Raw genomic sequence first — 14,757 nt, 5'->3', positions numbered from 1 at the left:
TTATGAGAGTAAGGAGACACCAGGTGGATAACGTTGAACGCGATGTGATGGACTTTGACGTGGTCATCGTCGGGGCTGGCCCATCAGGACTGGCAGCGGCATGCCGTCTAATGCAGCAGGCCAACGACGCGGAGCAGGAATTGACCGTCTGCGTGGTTGAAAAAGGCTCGGAAGTCGGCGCGCATATTCTGTCCGGCGCGGTGTTTGAACCCCGCGCCCTCAACGAACTGTTTCCTGACTGGCAAGAGCGCGGCGCGCCGCTCAATACGCCCGCCATCCGCGATGATGTTTACCTGCTGAAAGATGCTGACAAGGCGCAGAAACTGCCCAACGCCCTGGTGCCCAAGAGCATGCATAACACCGGCGGCGACCTTACCCGCTACGTGATCAGTGCCGGCAATTTATGCCGCTGGCTGGCAGAGCAGGCAGAAGCCTTGGGCGTGGAGATATTCCCGGGCTTTGCCGCCCAGGAAGCCATCGTTGAAGACGATGCGGTACGCGGCATTCTGATCGGCGACATGGGCGTGGCCGCCGATGGCTCGCCAAAAGATGGTCACATGCCCGGCATGGAACTGCGTGCGAAATACACCCTGTTTGCCGAAGGCGCTCGTGGTCATATCGGTAAACGCTTGATCAAGGATTTTTCCCTCGACGCCGGGCGCGACCCACAGCACTACGGCATCGGCCTGAAGGAGCTTTGGGACGTGCCTGCCGACAAGCATGAACCTGGCGTCGTCCTGCACGGCTCCGGCTGGCCGCTGGACAACAATGCGCATGGTGGCTGGTTCCTCTATCACGCTGAAAACCAGCAGGTGGTGGTCGGGCTGATCATGGACCTGAGTTACCAGAACCCCTGGCTGTCACCGTTCGACGAATTCCAGCGCATGAAGCATCACCCGGTGCTCAGCCAATATCTGGAAGGCGGAAAACGTGTCGCCTACGGTGCCCGGGCGATCACCAAAGGCGGCTTTAACTGCCTGCCTAAAATGACCTTCCCAGGCGGCCTGCTCATCGGCTGCGATGCCGGCACGCTCAACTTTGCCAAGATCAAGGGTCTGCACACCGCCATGAAGTCGGGCATGGTGGCGGCAGAAAGCGTGTTTGAAGCGATCAAAGGCGGCGACGAAGGCGCCCAGGAGCTGACGAGCTTCACCGACAAATGGGAAGCCAGCTGGGCGTATCAAGAGCTGAAAGACAGCGCCAGCTTCGGCCCGGCCATTCATAAATACGGCACTGTTGGCGGCGGCGCGTATAATTTTGCCAATCAGCTATTGGGCAACAAGCTCCCCAACCTTCACGATACGACCACCGATCACGGGGCTCTCAAGCCCGCCGACGAGTGCGAGAAAATCGACTACCCCAAACCCGACGGCAAGCTATCGTTCGACAAACCTTCATCGGTGTTCCTGTCCAACACCAATCACGAAGAAAACCAACCTTGCCACCTTCGCTTGGACGATCCTGACCTACCGATTCGCGACAATCTGCCCAAGTACGCCGAACCCGCGCAGCGCTACTGTCCGGTAGGTGTCTACGAAGTCGTCGAAGATGATCAGGGCGAGCCTCGCTTTCAGATCAACTTCCAGAACTGCATCCACTGCAAGACCTGCGACATCAAGGACCCTGCTCAGAACATTACCTGGGTAGCACCGGAGGGCGGCGGCGGTCCCAATTACCCGAATATGTAGCGGTCGCGGTGACACACCACGCATATCAATAAACCTAAATGCCCCAGTGATGGGGCATTTTGTTTATCAGGCCAGCCGCTCGATGGGTGCACGGCTGGCGATCAGCCGTCGCCGCCCCGCTTGATCAAAGCGCACATCGATCACCGGGTCGCTTGGGTTACCTTCCACGGTGGCTACTTCGCCTTCGCCGAACACCGCATGGTGCAACCGCTGGCCGGGATAGAACGCGCTTGCGGTGTAGGCCGCCTGGGGAGCTTGAACCTCGGGCGCGGCCAACTCAATGTCATCACGCCCAAGCTGGCTCAGGTAACGTCCCACGAGGGATGGCGCCGTGACTGTCAGCGCCGACGATGGCGTGTTGTCGTTTGCCAGGCAGGCGGCGACCTGCATGCTGTCCTGCCAGGCGCTTTCGGTAATAAAGCGACTGGGCCGATGCGCCCCGCCGTCGTGAAGCACAAGCAACTGTTCTTTCGAGCGCGTGATCGCGACATAAAACAGCCGCCGCTCTTCTTCCAGACGGTCGTCGGTGAGCGGGTTATCCCGGCTGTAATAAGGAAAATCTTCCTCATTGACCCCCGCAACAGCAACAAAGGGCCACTCAAGCCCCTTGGCGCCGTGAACGGTGCTGATCAGCACCCCCGCGGCTTGATTCTCTACCGGGCGCTCCAACAACTCGATAAACGCATCCGGGTCTGAAACGCTTTGCGCCTGCTCAATAAGCACGTCCAGCAAGCGCACGTCTTCTTCGCCTTTATCGCGCCGGGCTGCGGCGCGCTTCAGGGTTTTCTCGGCCTCGATGGTATCCACGACGTGCTGCAAGAGCTTGGCTGGCGGCCATGCACTGAGTTGCGGCAGTTCGCACAGCAACGCCCAGCGTTTTTTCAGCGTGCGCCGCTGGATGGGTTTTAAATCACTGAGCACTGGATCGTGATTTTCCGGCCACGCTTGACGGCTGGCGAGCTGCTGGGCCAGCCGCTGCAGGCGCTCGCGGGCCACGAATGGCGTGGGCTGGGCGAGCAGCAAGGTGAGCTGTTCGGGGTCTTGCAGCAATGTCGGGCGACGGGAAAGTTTTAAATACCCGGCCAACGCCTGCACCAGCGGCAGGCGAAACACAAAGCGGTCTTCGCGGGCCAGCCGAAAGGGGATGCCAGCCTGCAAAAGCGCCAGTTGGAACGGCACCGAAAGCGCCCAACTGCGCACCAGGAGACTCACGTCGCTTAACACGCGGCCCTGCGCCTGCCAGTCGATCAACGCATCCAGCAGCTGTCGTCCGCCCTGCCCCACTGACAAGCGGGTATCCGGATTGTGGGCCGCTGCCAAACATAGCTGGTCCGGCCGACGCTGGTTGGCGGCAATCGCATGGTTGGCCGCCAGCGCCAGGGCGTGGCCGTGGCGAAACGTGGTCGAGAGAGGGTAATCGGTCGCTTCACCAAAGGTGGCGGTAAAGTTTTCCAGCATGGTATCAGGCCGCGCGCCGCGCCACTCGTAGATACACTGATTGGCATCACCGACCGCCATGACGGATGCCCGCTTACCCGCCAGAACAGCCAGCAGGCGCTGCTGGGCCGCATTGATATCCTGATACTCATCGATAATGACGTGGTCCAGAAAACCCTCTACCCGGCTACGTAAGGCGCTATCGGCCTCGAGGGCTTGCAGCGGACGGTAAAGCAAATCCGCATAGGTCATCACGCCTTCACTACGCAGCAGGCGCTCGGCCTCGTTGAAGGCGGCGGGAAAATAATCGGTATCGGGGTCGTAATTGAGACGATCAAAAAGCGCTTCTGGCGTCAGCATTTCGGCTTTAACCAGACCACAAAAGTGGGCCAGCGTCTCGAGCCGGTCGCCTTCCAGCGCCGCATCACGGCGCTCAACGGCATCGCTGAGCACATTCAGGCTGGCCTGGCGGAGCAAACGCTCCAGCTGCCATTCCGCCGACAACAGTCGACGCGAATCCAGAACGCCCCAGCGGCACAGGCTTTGCGTCAGCCGATGACCCAGCGAATGGAAGGTACGAACGTCAGGTAGCGCCTGGCCAGGGGGAGCCATACTTGCCAACCGACGCTGAAAATCTTCCCGTGCGGAACGATTAAACATCAGCACCAGAATGCGCTTGGGCGGAACACCGCGGGCGAGCAGGTGGTGAACACGTGCTGCCATGGTGGTGGTTTTACCGGCGCCGGCCACCGCTGCTACGCGGGCATGCCCCTGGGCGTGATGAATGACGGCTTGCTGTTCAGCGGTTAGCTTCACGACCCCTCGCCGGGCGATAACCCATCCAGCTCATGCCCTTCAAGATAGCCGATGGGGTGCCAGTGACCGGCGCTGTAGACACTCAGCGCCTGTCTACCGGCCCCTTCATCGCGTAATTCGGCGACATCGGCGAGCTGGTAGTAAACATGACGATGCAGCCTCGCTGCCAGCCCGAAACGTACGGCAATTTCCGGCACTTGGTCTCCCTGGGGCGTCTCGCTCAACGTCAAGGGGTGCTCGGCATCTAGACGCACAACGTCGTCAAACTGCGTGGTCAACCACCATGCATCGTCACGAAAATCGGCTTCCACGGCGACCAACGGCCGGTCGTCCACCTGAATACGCCAGCGTTCGATAGGCGTGACCAGGCAATAGCCCTCGGCATCATGACGCAGCAAGGTCGACAGCAAACGCGCGACGCTGGCACGGGCAAAAGGCGCTCCTTCGTGCCACCAGCCACCCTGGGCATCGATGCGTATATCCATATCGCCTGACAAGGCGGGCTGCCAGTCATCGAGTGGCGGTATGCTGGAAGCACCCTGACGATAATCGAGCAATCGGTCTATGTTCATCGTATTACCTCGCCCTGGCTCGCCTGCTTAGCTAATAATTCAACCACTCGTCTTAGCCAATAGTCCCGCTTCTGACAACGCTTGCTGAACCTGTTCGGGGGCGTCGGGGACGGCATTACGAAATAGCCGATAGAAATTGGCCGTGGTCTGCATGGCGACTTCATCAACACTGATGCCACGCGCCTCGGCAATGCACTCAGCCACTTCAACCACCCAGGCAGGCTCATTGGGTTTGCCACGATACGGCACCGGTGCCAAATAGGGGCTATCGGTTTCGATCAGCAGCCGGTCAAGCGGCAGTTGGCACGCCAGGGTGCGCAGCGACTCAGCATTGCGGAAGGTGACAATCCCTGATAACGAAATATAAAAGCCTAATCGCACGGCGTCACGCGCCATCTCGATATCTTCGGTAAAGCAGTGGAGCACGCCCCCGACTCGCGGGTCGCTGTGTTCACGCAGCAAGGCCAGGGTATCTTCTTTGGCATCGCGGGTATGCACCACCACGGGCAATTCGAGCTCATGGGCGGCGATCAAGTGGCGCTTGAAGCGTTCGTGCTGAACCGCTACCGGCACGCGGTCAGCATAATGGTAGTCAAGGCCCGTCTCGCCGATGGCCACCGCACCGAACTGCTCGGCAGCCTCCTGGATATCGCTGACACTGGGTTCGACCGGTGCGTCATGGAGAGGATGCTGTCCCGCTGATATCACGACGTCCTCGTGCGCTCTGGCGATGTCGGCAAGCCTGGGCATGTCCTCAAGCGTCACGGAGATGGCAAGAAACTGGTTAACGCCGGCGCTGCGGGCAGCCTCGAGCGTTGCCGCGAGGTTGCCGTTGTGCGTGGCGTCGGATAGGCGGTCCAGATGACAGTGGGAATCAACAAACATGTCGCTCTCGTGGTGGGCGTTAAAGAGTAAATGAGGGCGCAGCTTTGTCCAACTGCCCCGCCAGAAGGGTTTCAATACGGTCACGCACCCGATAATCCTGCGCGTGGAAGTGGATGCCGATCCCCGGCATGCGCCGACCGCTGACACCGTCGGGAGACACCCAGATCACCTCGCCACTCAGCGAAAGGCGCTCACTTTCCCCTGGCAACGTCAGCAGTAAATAGACGGTCTGGCCCAGATCATAGTGGCTTCGTGTGGGGATGAACATGCCGCCACGATCGAGAAAAGGCATATAGGCAGACAGTAACGTGGGCACATCGGGCACCGTGAGGGAAAGCGCTTTTTGCGTTGCCATAACACCTCGTCATTCGGTCTAGGAGCGGAGTAATGCCGACCAGCGCACCAGCCACGCTTCCAGCACAAGCTGCGGATTGGGGTTGGCACCAACGGCGAGCAAGCGGCGCTGCTCGCGGGCATAGTCCAGCAGTTTAAACCAGTCCCGTACCCGGGCATTTTTCACCGCTTGACGGTAAAGCGGAAGTAAATCGGGATTGCGCAGGGAGGAGGTGGAGCCGGACAGCCCCAGCCTGATCAGGTCTTCAAGCCAGGCGATACCGTACCATAAAATCGTATCTATCGCCTGACGGTCTAATCGCGCGGCTTCCGACACCGGCTCCCCGCCCCGCACCAGCTGCTCGAAACAGTCATGCAGCTGCTGACGCAAGGCGCGCGCCTCGGGGGCAGCCAGCTCGACCGCGCTTAACGGCAACCCTCCCGACACCTGCCACCAGAAGCGCGCTTCGTCCTCGCTTGCCAACTGCTCAGTCAGCCAGCCCAGACAATCGGCTAAAGCAACGCTGGGTAGCGGCCACTGCTGACAGCGCGAGCGAATGGTCGGCAGCACTCTCGACGGCACGTCCGCCAACAGGATAAATAATGTTCGATCGCCCGGCTCTTCCAGGCTTTTCAACAGCGCGTTTGAAGCGGCCACGTTCATGGCTTCAGCAGGCGAGATAACGATGACCCTATAGCCCCCCTGCTGCGCGGTTTGCGAGACAAAGCGATTGACGTCACGAATGGTATCAATGCGAATCTGGCGCTTGCCTTCTTCCGGCGAAATGCGCAGCAAATCGGGATGGTAGCCGGAGGCCAGCAGTTGACAACTACGGCATTGGCCACAGGCCTGCTCCCCAGGGGTGGCACACATCGTTCGGGCAATCAGCGCCTCCGCCAGGCGTTGCTTGCCGACGCCATGCTCGCCGCTGAAAAGCAGCGCATGGGGCATCCGCCCGGTGTCCGCCAGTTGGCCTAACTGCTGCCAAGTCGATGCATGCCAGGGCAGCACACCGCTCAGTCCCATAACGCGACTCGCCGGGCCAGGGTGTCACAGATATCTGACTGGACCTCCGTCAGGGATTGGTGGGCGTTAATCAGGGCAAACCGCTCGGGCGCTTGTTCGGCCCTCGCCAGATAGGCATTACGCACGGCCTGAAAGAAGTCTGCCTGCTCCTTTTCAAACCGGTCTCGCTGAGTGTGCTGGTCGCGCAGGCGTGATTCAAGGCGTTGCTTGGCAGCACCGTGGGGCATATCCAGCAATAGCGTCAGATCCGGCGCGACCCCCTTCTGCACAAATGCCTCAAGCGCTTCAATACGCTCGACCGGAATCCCCCGGCCGCCACCCTGATAGGCATATGTCGCGTCGGTGAAGCGATCACACACCACCCAGGCGCCTCGCGCCAGCGCAGGCAGGATCTTTTCGGCCAGGTGCTGGGCGCGGGCGGCAAACATGAGCAGCAGCTCGGCATCGGTGTGCAGCCACTCCTCGGGGGCAGGGTCCAACAACAGTTGGCGAATCGCTTCTGCCCGAGGCGTTCCCCCCGGCTCCCGGGTGGCCACCACTTCGATTCCCTGAGCTTCCAGCCAGGCCACCACGAACTGCATATTGGTGGATTTCCCTACACCTTCACCGCCTTCTAGGGTGATAAAGCGACCGCGCTTCGTCATCATGGCCTCTGGGTTTGGGTAATATTAGTCACGGTTGCGGATATACCGATTCACGGCGTTGTTATGCTCGCGCAGCGTGCTCGAGAACTTATGGGTGCCGTCGCCCCGCGAGACAAAATACAGCGTATCCCCCGGCAAAGGGTTCACGGCCGCTTCCAGCGAGGCCCGCCCCGGCATCGCGATTGGCGTCGGCGGCAGCCCATCGATCACATAGGTGTTGTAGGGCGTGGCCTCGCGTAAATCGGCATGGGTAATCCGACCCTCATAGCGCTCCCCCATTCCATAGATAACCGTCGGGTCGGTTTGCAGTCGCATGCCGCTCTCCATCCGCCGTTTGAAAACGCCCGCGATTTCACGCCGTTCTTCAGGCGCCCCGGTTTCGCGTTCGATCAACGAGGCCATGATCAGCGCCTCATAGGGTGAGTCGATGGTCAGGTCGTCGTCACGTTCGGCCCATACCTCTTCAAGTATGCGCTCCATACGGTCAAGCGACTGACGCAGGATATCAACGTCACTCATCCCCAGGTGATAGCGATAGGTATCGGGGAAGAACCAGCCTTCCGGATAGGTCCCCTCACGATCAAGCAGTGCCATGACGTCCTCATCGCTCATATCCACCGTGCGCTGTTCAAGCTTGGGAGCCGTTGCCAGTTGCTCACGCATCTGGGCGAAGGTCCACCCCTCAGGAAAGGTCAGCGGATACGTCACGACGTCACGACTGTCGAGCAGTGCCAAAAGCTGCATGCCGGTAATGCCAGGCTCGAAAAGGTATTCCCCCGTGCGCAAATCCGGCAAATCCTCCGGCTGCAGTTTCGTCATCAGTTGGAAAGCCCAGGCATCCTCAATAATGCCTTGCGCCTCAAGATCACCGACCACGCGGTTGAGACCGGCGCCAGAAGGCACTTGATACAGCGTGGGTTCATCAATCGCCAGCGGCGCATCAAGCCGCTGCTGCCAATAAACATAACCACCGGCGACACCGGCAACGCCAACCATCACCACCACGGCCAGTGCCACCACCAAGCGTTTCACTATAAGACCTCAATATTCAATACGTTAAGGCGTTGCTGGGTAACCGAGCAACGGGTGGGCCACGGCTTGCAAGGGATCATGCCCGGGCGGCCCCCAGTGACGAAGGGGGGCGCCTTGAGCCGTCCACAACGCATTGACCGGCCATACGCCCTGCACCGAGCTTGCCAGCCACAGCCGATCAACCGCCGCGACCTCATCGATCGCCAGTTCGGCGGTTGATACGAGTTGCGCGTCAATCAGCGCAGCGCGAAGCGTACCTTCAACGCCGCACTGGTCAAGCTCTGGCGTCATGATGCGCCCGCCCTGTTCCCAAAACAGGTTCATGCTGGTGGCTTCCACGGCCAGGCCGTGGTTATCGGCCAACAGGCCTTCACGGTAGTCGGTTGTCTGCCACTCCTGGCGAGCCAGCACGTTTTCAAGACGGTTGAGATGTTTAATACCCGCCAGGCGGGGTTGCCGCGCCAGACGTAGCGAACAGATACGCACGCTGATACCCTGCGCCCAGGCCGACGGATCCGGCTGAAAGGGCACACGACGGCTAATAAGACGAGGCACTTCCACGTCAGGCGTCGCGTAGCCACGACCACCGCTCCCCCGGGTGACGATAATCTTGAGCACTTCCCACTCGGCATCGGGTGTCGCTTGCCAGGTGGCCATCAAAGCGGCTTGCGACGGCGGGTCGATCTTCAAACGCTGACAGCCCGCCTGCAACCGCTCCATATGCTGCTGCCAAAGCACCGGCTGACCGTCGCGCAGCAGGACGGTTTCAAACACGCCGTCGCCGTAGGCCAGCCCGCGGTCGTCAAAAGGTACCCAGGGCTGACTCATACCGGCTTACACCTTTTTGAACAGCAATGAGCCGTTGGTCCCGCCAAAGCCAAAGGAGTTCGACAGCACCACATCGATTCGCATGTCACGAGCCGTGTGCGGTACGTAGTCGAGACGGCAGCCTTCCTGCGGGTTGTCCAGATTAATCGTGGGCGGCGCCACCTGGTCACGAATAGCCAACACGCTAAACACCGCTTCCACCGCGCCAGCAGCGCCCAGCAAGTGACCAATCATCGACTTGGTCGAACTGACGGCCACTTGCTGAGCCGCCTGCCCCATCACCTTTTCGACGGCTCGACTTTCAGCCAGATCGCCCGATGCCGTTGAGGTTCCATGGGCATTGATGTAATCCACCTCGGCAGGATTCATCTGCGCGTCCTTGATGGCATTACTCATCGACAGCGCGGCACCATTGCCGTCTTCAGGTGGCGACGTCATGTGATAAGCGTCATCGCTCATGCCAAAACCCACCAGTTCCGCATAGATGGTTGCGCCGCGGGCCTTGGCATGCTCGAATTCCTCAAGCACCAGCACGCCGGCTCCATCTGACAACACAAAACCGTCACGGTCAGCATCCCAGGGACGGCTGGCAGCCTGCGGGTCATCATTGCGGGTCGACAGCGCACGGGCGGCTGCGAAACCGCCCAGGCCAAGCGGCGTGGTGGCCATTTCCGCACCGCCGCATACCATCACTTCGGCATCGCCATAGGCGATGGTACGCGCGCTGTAGCCAATATTGTGCGTCCCCGTGGTACAGGCCGTGGTGATCGCAATATTGGGCCCTTTGAAGCCGTGCTGAATCGCCATATTGCCCGAGATCATGTTGATGATGGACCCTGGGACAAAAAACGGCGAGATCTTACGCGCACCGCCTTTATTGAGCGCATCGTGGTTGTGCTCAATCATGGGTAACCCGCCAATCCCGGACCCGATCGCCACACCAATACGGTCAGCGTTGGCCTCGGTACACTCAAGGCCTGAGTCCTGAATCGCCTGAGCGCCCGCGGCCATGCCGTACTGGATGAACAGATCCATCTTGCGGGCATCTTTGGGGTTCAGATACGGGCTGATATCAAAATCCTTGATCGACCCGCCAAACCGTGTGTTAAAGCCGCTGGTATCGAAATGCTCAATCGGCGCGATACCGCTCTGCCCGGCCACGATGTTGGCCCACGACTCCTGGACCGTATTTCCAACTGGGGTCACCAGGCCTAACCCGGTTACCACTACCCTTCTTCGCGCCATCAACCTTCCTCCAGGCATCCATGGTGACTCGACCCTTGTGAGTCATTATCAGTCGTCAAAGTTGCCGCCAGTATAACGGAGATTGAACGTTATATTCAGTGCGACCGCAAAGCAAAAAAGCCGTCCCCTGGAAGGACGGCTTTTTAATGCGGGTAGACATCAAGCCACCTACCCGGGTTCGATGCATCAACTAACCCTTACTGATGGGCGTTAACGTAGTCGATGGCTTCTTGAACCGTGGTGATCTTCTCGGCTTCTTCGTCCGGAATCTCCGTATCGAATTCTTCTTCCAACGCCATGACGAGCTCAACTGTGTCAAGCGAGTCAGCACCCAGGTCTTCAGTAAAAGAAGAGCTATTCTGGATATCTTCTTCTTTAACGTTCAGGCGCTCAGCCACTACTTTCTTTACGCGCTCTTCAATAGTACTCATCAACGTACTCCAGTCATTCACATTAGCCGTTTTGGAAAACCAGCTATTTGGGAACCGCAAGCCAAAAGCTGCGGGGTAGTTTATAGACGCCCTTGAGCTGACGCAACCGCCAAACTCAAGGCCATCAACGCATATTCATGCCGCCGTTAACATGCAGCGTCTCGCCGGTGATATATCCTGCCGCATCACTGGCCAGAAATCCCACTGCAGCGGCAATTTCATCCGGCGAACCCAGGCGCGCCAACGGAATCTGCTTAAGCAGCATTTCGTGCTGTGCTTCAGGTAGCGCTTCGGTCATGTCAGTGGCAATAAACCCCGGTGCCACCGAGTTGACCGTAATGGCCCGCGAGGCAACCTCACGGGCCAGCGCCCGGCTAAAGCCTTCCATGCCAGCCTTGGCCGCCGCGTAGTTAGTCTGGCCCAAGTTGCCCATGGTCGCCACCACGGAACTGATCGATACAATACGCCCAAAACGCGCCTTGGTCATCCCTCGCAGACACGCCTTGCTAACCCGGTAGACAGATTTGAGATTGGTGTCCATCACCGAATCCCACTCGTCTTCCTTCATGCGCATCAATAAATTATCGCGGGTGATACCGGCATTGTTGACCAGAATAGTCGGCGCGGCAAACCGCTCAGCAATGGTTTTCAACACATCATCGATGCTCGCCTGATCGGTGACATCAAGGCATAAGCCAGCCCCTTCAATGCCCTGATCCGCGAATTCGGCATCAATTTTGGCCGCACCAGCATCGCTCGTCGCTGTACCAACGACAATACGTCCCTGGCGGCTCAGTTCGTAAGCGACTGCCCGGCCGATGCCACGACTGGCACCAGTCACAAGCGCTACTCTACGTTCTTGGGTCATAAGGTAATGCCTTTCACCATGTAAATAAGCAAGGGTAGCGGAAAATCACCACTTATCATGCATCATCCGCCAACGCGTCGCGGGCCAACTCAAGTGCAGCATCCAAGCTATCGGGATCGTTGACCGCGAGACTTTTACTGCCACGCACAATACGCTTATTCAAGCCGGTCAGCACTTTACCCGGGCCACATTCGATAAACACGTTAGCCCCCTGAGCGGCCATCACCTCAACACAGGAGCTCCAGCGCACGGGTTGATAAAGTTGTTCAATCAGTCGCGTGCGCAGCGTGTCAACGTCAGCATGCGCCTCGGCGTCTACGTTTTGAATGACCGTGTAGCGCGGCGGACGCAGTTCAATTTCCTGCATCGCCGCCGCCAGGCGGTCTGCCGCAGGGCGCATGAGATGGCAGTGCGAAGGCACGGAAACCGGTAGCGGCATCGCCCGCTTGGCGCCCGCTTCCTGACACGCCACAATCGCCCGTTCAACGGCCGTCTTGCCGCCCGCGATCACTACCTGGCCTGGGGCATTGTAGTTAACGGCTGAAACGACTTCCCCTTGCGCCGCACTGGCACATGCGGCCTCCACAGAAGCGTTATCGAGCCCCAGAATGGCGGCCATACCGCCTTCTCCTGCGGGCACTGCGTGCTGCATGGCCTCACCGCGAAGGCGCACCAATTTGACGCCCTCGGCGAACCCGAGCACGCCTGCGCACACCATGGCGCTGTATTCACCCAGGCTGTGCCCTGCCATGACCGTCGGGCGCGGACCCTCCAGCTCTTGCCAGACACGCCATATCGCTATACTAGCGGACAGTAACGCTGGCTGAGTACATTCGGTAGCGTTTAGCGAGGCTTCTGGCCCCTCTTGAACGACTTTCCATAAGTCGTAACGTAACGCATCCGATGCTTCCTCGAAGGTCGTTCCCACCACGCTATAGCGTTCGGCAAGCTCGCGCAGCATTCCAAGCTGCTGAGAGCCCTGCCCGGGGAAAATGAGGGCAAGGGGTTGAGACATGTCGTTCACCTTTGCTCTTGTAGGCATTTGCTCAGTTGAGCGATAGACGCGGTTATGGGCAAATCCTGCTGCTCGACACAACCCGCTAACGTGCGATGCAGTGACATCATCACTGCATCATAAAACAGTCGCTACTCATTAAAGGACCAGCGCTTGGCAAGCCGCTCGGGCAGGTTGTGGTCAACCTCCTGCATCGCGCGGCGAATGGCATAGTAAAAACCATCTGCCCGGGTACCACCGTGGCTTTTCACCACAATACCCTGCAAGCCTAGTAAGCTGGCACCGTTGTAGCGTACCGGATCCAGTTCTTGCTTTAAGTGCTTTAACACAGGCTTGGCAACCCAGCTCGCCAGGCGCCCTCTCAGGCGTGATGCAAACGCCTGCTGCACCCGTTCGACCAGCATACCAGCCAAACCCTCACTGGCTTTGAGCACGGCGTTGCCCGCAAAACCATCACAGACAATCACATCCAGCTCGCCTTGAAAGATATCGCCGCCCTCGGCATAACCAAGATAGGCAAACGGCAAGCTGTCCGCCGATTCTTGAAGCAACCTATCGGCTTCGCGCACGCTGGCACTACCTTTGGTTGACTCGGCACCAACGTTGAGCAACGCCACGCGTGGCCGCGCGATGCCATCCACCTGCTCTGCCATTGCCGCGCCAATCAGGGCAAACTCAACCAGACGGCTCGCAGGCGAGTCAACATTGGCGCCCAGGTCCAATAGATAGCAGCGCCGCCCGCAGCGCGACGGAATGGCCGTACTGATAGCCGGACGCGACATACCCGCCAGCATGCCCAGCTCTCGCCGGGCCAACGCCACCAAGGCGGCTGTATTGCCAACGCTGACACCCGCCTGGGCATCACCCTGGGCAAGGCAACGCAGCATTTGCGCCATACTGGTCGACTGCCCGCGGCGCAATGCCCAGGCAGCCGTCGCCGTCGTGGCAACGCTTTGCGCCACATCATGGACCGCTAAACGTGACGTTGCCGCAGCCAAAGGCCGCGGCAAACGCGAAAGTTCAGCACTGATCTGCTGATGCGGACCAAACAGAATAAGCTCTAGGCCAGGGGTATCGATAACGGCCCTGGCAGCCCCTTCAATCAGCGCGTGAGGACCTTGATCGCCCCCCATCACATCAATTGCTAGGCGCACAAAGCACCCATTCGTTTAGTCGTATCGATCGGTAAAGACGCTTTACGCGTCAACTACCTTGCGACCGCGGTAGAAACCATCCGGCGAAACATGGTGACGCAGGTGGGTGGTGCCGGTTTCTTTGTCTTGAGACAGCGTCGGGGCGCTCAGCGCATCGTGGCTACGACGCATACCGCGCTTGGAACGAGTTTTACGGTTCTTTTGAACTGCCATGGGAGTACTCCAGGGTCTGTCGGATTATGGGTGCTTACTTCTTGCCTTTCAGCGTGCTAAGCACCGCGAAAGGATTGGCGGGGGTTGTTTCCTGCTCCCCACCTTCTGTCTTGCTGACCAGTTGCTCTGCCGAAACATGGCACTCTGCTTCCTCGTGGTAAACCACTTGGGGCAGACTGAGGATCAATTCATCCTCGACGACCGTCAGCAAGTCCAGCTGTTCATGTTCCACCAGCACCGGCTCGTGACTGGCTGGCAGCTCTCCGGCCAAGCTTTCATCGGCGACCATCCCTAACAGGAAGTCGCTGGTGACGTGCTGGCTGAGCGGCTCCAGACAACGGCGGCAAGGCAGCGCCAGTGTCGCTTGCATATGACCACGAATCTCACGTCGCCCCTGAGCATCGACACCAAATTCGAGCACGACGTGACAGTCACCCGATTGGAGTCCGGCTTCTTCGGCGAGGCGTGGCAGCTTATCAAGCGCTACCAGGCCTTCGAGTCGTTCGCGGCGGGCTGCAAGCTTATAAGGCTCAACCCGGCTGGGGAGTTGTGAGGTCAACATAGGCGCG

General features: G+C 59.3%; 16 protein-coding genes. 1 reads left to right on the top strand and 15 read right to left on the bottom strand.

All coding sequences use genetic code 11. The features are described 5' to 3' along the window. Positions 1-23: 23 nt before the first annotated feature. Complete coding sequence (locus HXW73_RS06975; RefSeq protein ID WP_186255516.1) at positions 24-1,688, top strand: electron transfer flavoprotein-ubiquinone oxidoreductase; 1,665 nt, start codon at positions 24-26, stop codon at positions 1,686-1,688. 66 nt (positions 1,689-1,754) lie between these two features. On the opposite strand, the gene HXW73_RS06970 is transcribed toward HXW73_RS06975, so the two are convergent. The 15 genes from HXW73_RS06970 to HXW73_RS06900 form a co-directional block, all read right to left on the bottom strand. Further along, positions 1,755-3,941, bottom strand: a complete 2,187-nt coding sequence (locus tag HXW73_RS06970; RefSeq protein ID WP_186255515.1) for an ATP-dependent helicase — start codon at positions 3,939-3,941, stop codon at positions 1,755-1,757. After that, entirely contained in the window at positions 3,938-4,513 is a 576-nt protein-coding gene (locus tag HXW73_RS06965) for a DUF1285 domain-containing protein (RefSeq protein ID WP_186255514.1), read from the bottom strand. The genes HXW73_RS06970 and HXW73_RS06965 overlap by 4 nt, the downstream gene beginning before the upstream one ends. A 39-nt stretch (positions 4,514-4,552) precedes the next feature. Further along, on the bottom strand, positions 4,553-5,398 hold the full coding sequence (locus HXW73_RS06960; RefSeq protein ID WP_186255513.1) for a TatD family hydrolase: 846 nt from the start codon (positions 5,396-5,398) through the stop codon (positions 4,553-4,555). A 19-nt stretch (positions 5,399-5,417) separates the two neighbouring features. Continuing rightward, the gene (locus HXW73_RS06955) at positions 5,418-5,753 is read right to left on the bottom strand and encodes a PilZ domain-containing protein (protein WP_186255512.1); all 336 of its coding nucleotides are present in this window, start codon (positions 5,751-5,753) and stop codon (positions 5,418-5,420) included. Positions 5,754-5,771: 18 nt separating this feature from the next. Then, positions 5,772-6,758 (bottom strand): DNA polymerase III subunit delta', encoded by a 987-nt coding sequence (locus HXW73_RS06950; RefSeq protein ID WP_186255511.1) that lies wholly within the window; start codon positions 6,756-6,758, stop codon positions 5,772-5,774. After that, a complete protein-coding gene (tmk, locus tag HXW73_RS06945) occupies positions 6,749-7,402 on the bottom strand; it encodes a dTMP kinase (RefSeq protein ID WP_186255941.1) in 654 nt (217 codons plus the stop codon). Before tmk ends, HXW73_RS06950 begins: the two co-directional genes overlap by 10 nt. 24 nt (positions 7,403-7,426) lie before the next feature. Further along, positions 7,427-8,437: an endolytic transglycosylase MltG gene (mltG, locus tag HXW73_RS06940; RefSeq protein WP_274600600.1), complete on the bottom strand. Its 1,011-nt coding sequence runs from the start codon at positions 8,435-8,437 to the stop codon at positions 7,427-7,429. Between the two features lie 21 nt (positions 8,438-8,458). Then, positions 8,459-9,262 carry an aminodeoxychorismate lyase gene (gene pabC / locus HXW73_RS06935; protein ID WP_186255509.1) on the bottom strand — a complete coding sequence of 268 codons (804 nt, stop codon included), beginning with the start codon at positions 9,260-9,262 and terminating at the stop codon, positions 8,459-8,461. Positions 9,263-9,268: 6 nt separating this feature from the next. After that, on the bottom strand, positions 9,269-10,507 hold the full coding sequence (gene fabF / locus HXW73_RS06930; RefSeq protein ID WP_186255508.1) for a beta-ketoacyl-ACP synthase II: 1,239 nt from the start codon (positions 10,505-10,507) through the stop codon (positions 9,269-9,271). Positions 10,508-10,704: 197 nt separating this feature from the next. Then, positions 10,705-10,938, bottom strand: coding sequence for an acyl carrier protein (acpP, locus tag HXW73_RS06925; RefSeq protein WP_008956801.1), 234 nt, complete (start codon positions 10,936-10,938; stop codon positions 10,705-10,707). Positions 10,939-11,062: 124 nt separating this feature from the next. Next, positions 11,063-11,806, bottom strand: a complete 744-nt coding sequence (gene fabG, locus HXW73_RS06920; protein ID WP_186255507.1) for a 3-oxoacyl-ACP reductase FabG — start codon at positions 11,804-11,806, stop codon at positions 11,063-11,065. A gap of 55 nt (positions 11,807-11,861) precedes the next feature. After that, positions 11,862-12,821 carry an ACP S-malonyltransferase gene (gene fabD / locus HXW73_RS06915; RefSeq protein ID WP_186255506.1) on the bottom strand — a complete coding sequence of 320 codons (960 nt, stop codon included), beginning with the start codon at positions 12,819-12,821 and terminating at the stop codon, positions 11,862-11,864. A gap of 131 nt (positions 12,822-12,952) precedes the next feature. Further along, positions 12,953-13,975 carry a phosphate acyltransferase PlsX gene (gene plsX, locus HXW73_RS06910; RefSeq protein WP_186255505.1) on the bottom strand — a complete coding sequence of 341 codons (1,023 nt, stop codon included), beginning with the start codon at positions 13,973-13,975 and terminating at the stop codon, positions 12,953-12,955. A gap of 42 nt (positions 13,976-14,017) precedes the next feature. After that, entirely contained in the window at positions 14,018-14,188 is a 171-nt protein-coding gene (rpmF, locus tag HXW73_RS06905; RefSeq protein ID WP_186255504.1) for a 50S ribosomal protein L32, read from the bottom strand. A 34-nt stretch (positions 14,189-14,222) separates the two neighbouring features. Continuing rightward, on the bottom strand, positions 14,223-14,750 hold the full coding sequence (locus tag HXW73_RS06900) for a YceD family protein (protein ID WP_186255503.1): 528 nt from the start codon (positions 14,748-14,750) through the stop codon (positions 14,223-14,225). Between the last annotated feature and the right edge of the window lie 7 nt (positions 14,751-14,757).

The organism is Halomonas sp. SH5A2 (assembly GCF_014263395.1).
Taxonomy (GTDB): domain Bacteria; phylum Pseudomonadota; class Gammaproteobacteria; order Pseudomonadales; family Halomonadaceae; genus Vreelandella.
This window is presented reverse-complemented; position numbering and strand designations above follow the sequence as displayed.

Bases quoted from the DNA above. Each gene is read 5' to 3' on its own strand.
- HXW73_RS06955 (WP_186255512.1), bottom strand. From the start codon at position 5,753: ATGGCAACGCAAAAAGCGCTTTCCCTCACGGTGCCCGATGTGCCCACG.
- pabC (WP_186255509.1), bottom strand. From the start codon at position 9,262: ATGAGTCAGCCCTGGGTACCTTTTGACGACCGCGGGCTGGCCTACGGC.
- HXW73_RS06900 (WP_186255503.1), bottom strand. From the start codon at position 14,750: ATGTTGACCTCACAACTCCCCAGCCGGGTTGAGCCTTATAAGCTTGCA.
- fabD (WP_186255506.1), bottom strand. From the start codon at position 12,821: ATGTCTCAACCCCTTGCCCTCATTTTCCCCGGGCAGGGCTCTCAGCAG.
- HXW73_RS06950 (WP_186255511.1), bottom strand. From the start codon at position 6,758: ATGGGACTGAGCGGTGTGCTGCCCTGGCATGCATCGACTTGGCAGCAG.
- HXW73_RS06960 (WP_186255513.1), bottom strand. From the start codon at position 5,398: ATGTTTGTTGATTCCCACTGTCATCTGGACCGCCTATCCGACGCCACG.
- fabF (WP_186255508.1), bottom strand. From the start codon at position 10,507: ATGGCGCGAAGAAGGGTAGTGGTAACCGGGTTAGGCCTGGTGACCCCA.
- HXW73_RS06965 (WP_186255514.1), bottom strand. From the start codon at position 4,513: ATGAACATAGACCGATTGCTCGATTATCGTCAGGGTGCTTCCAGCATA.
- rpmF (WP_186255504.1), bottom strand. From the start codon at position 14,188: ATGGCAGTTCAAAAGAACCGTAAAACTCGTTCCAAGCGCGGTATGCGT.
- acpP (WP_008956801.1), bottom strand. From the start codon at position 10,938: ATGAGTACTATTGAAGAGCGCGTAAAGAAAGTAGTGGCTGAGCGCCTG.
- fabG (WP_186255507.1), bottom strand. From the start codon at position 11,806: ATGACCCAAGAACGTAGAGTAGCGCTTGTGACTGGTGCCAGTCGTGGC.
- tmk (WP_186255941.1), bottom strand. From the start codon at position 7,402: ATGACGAAGCGCGGTCGCTTTATCACCCTAGAAGGCGGTGAAGGTGTA.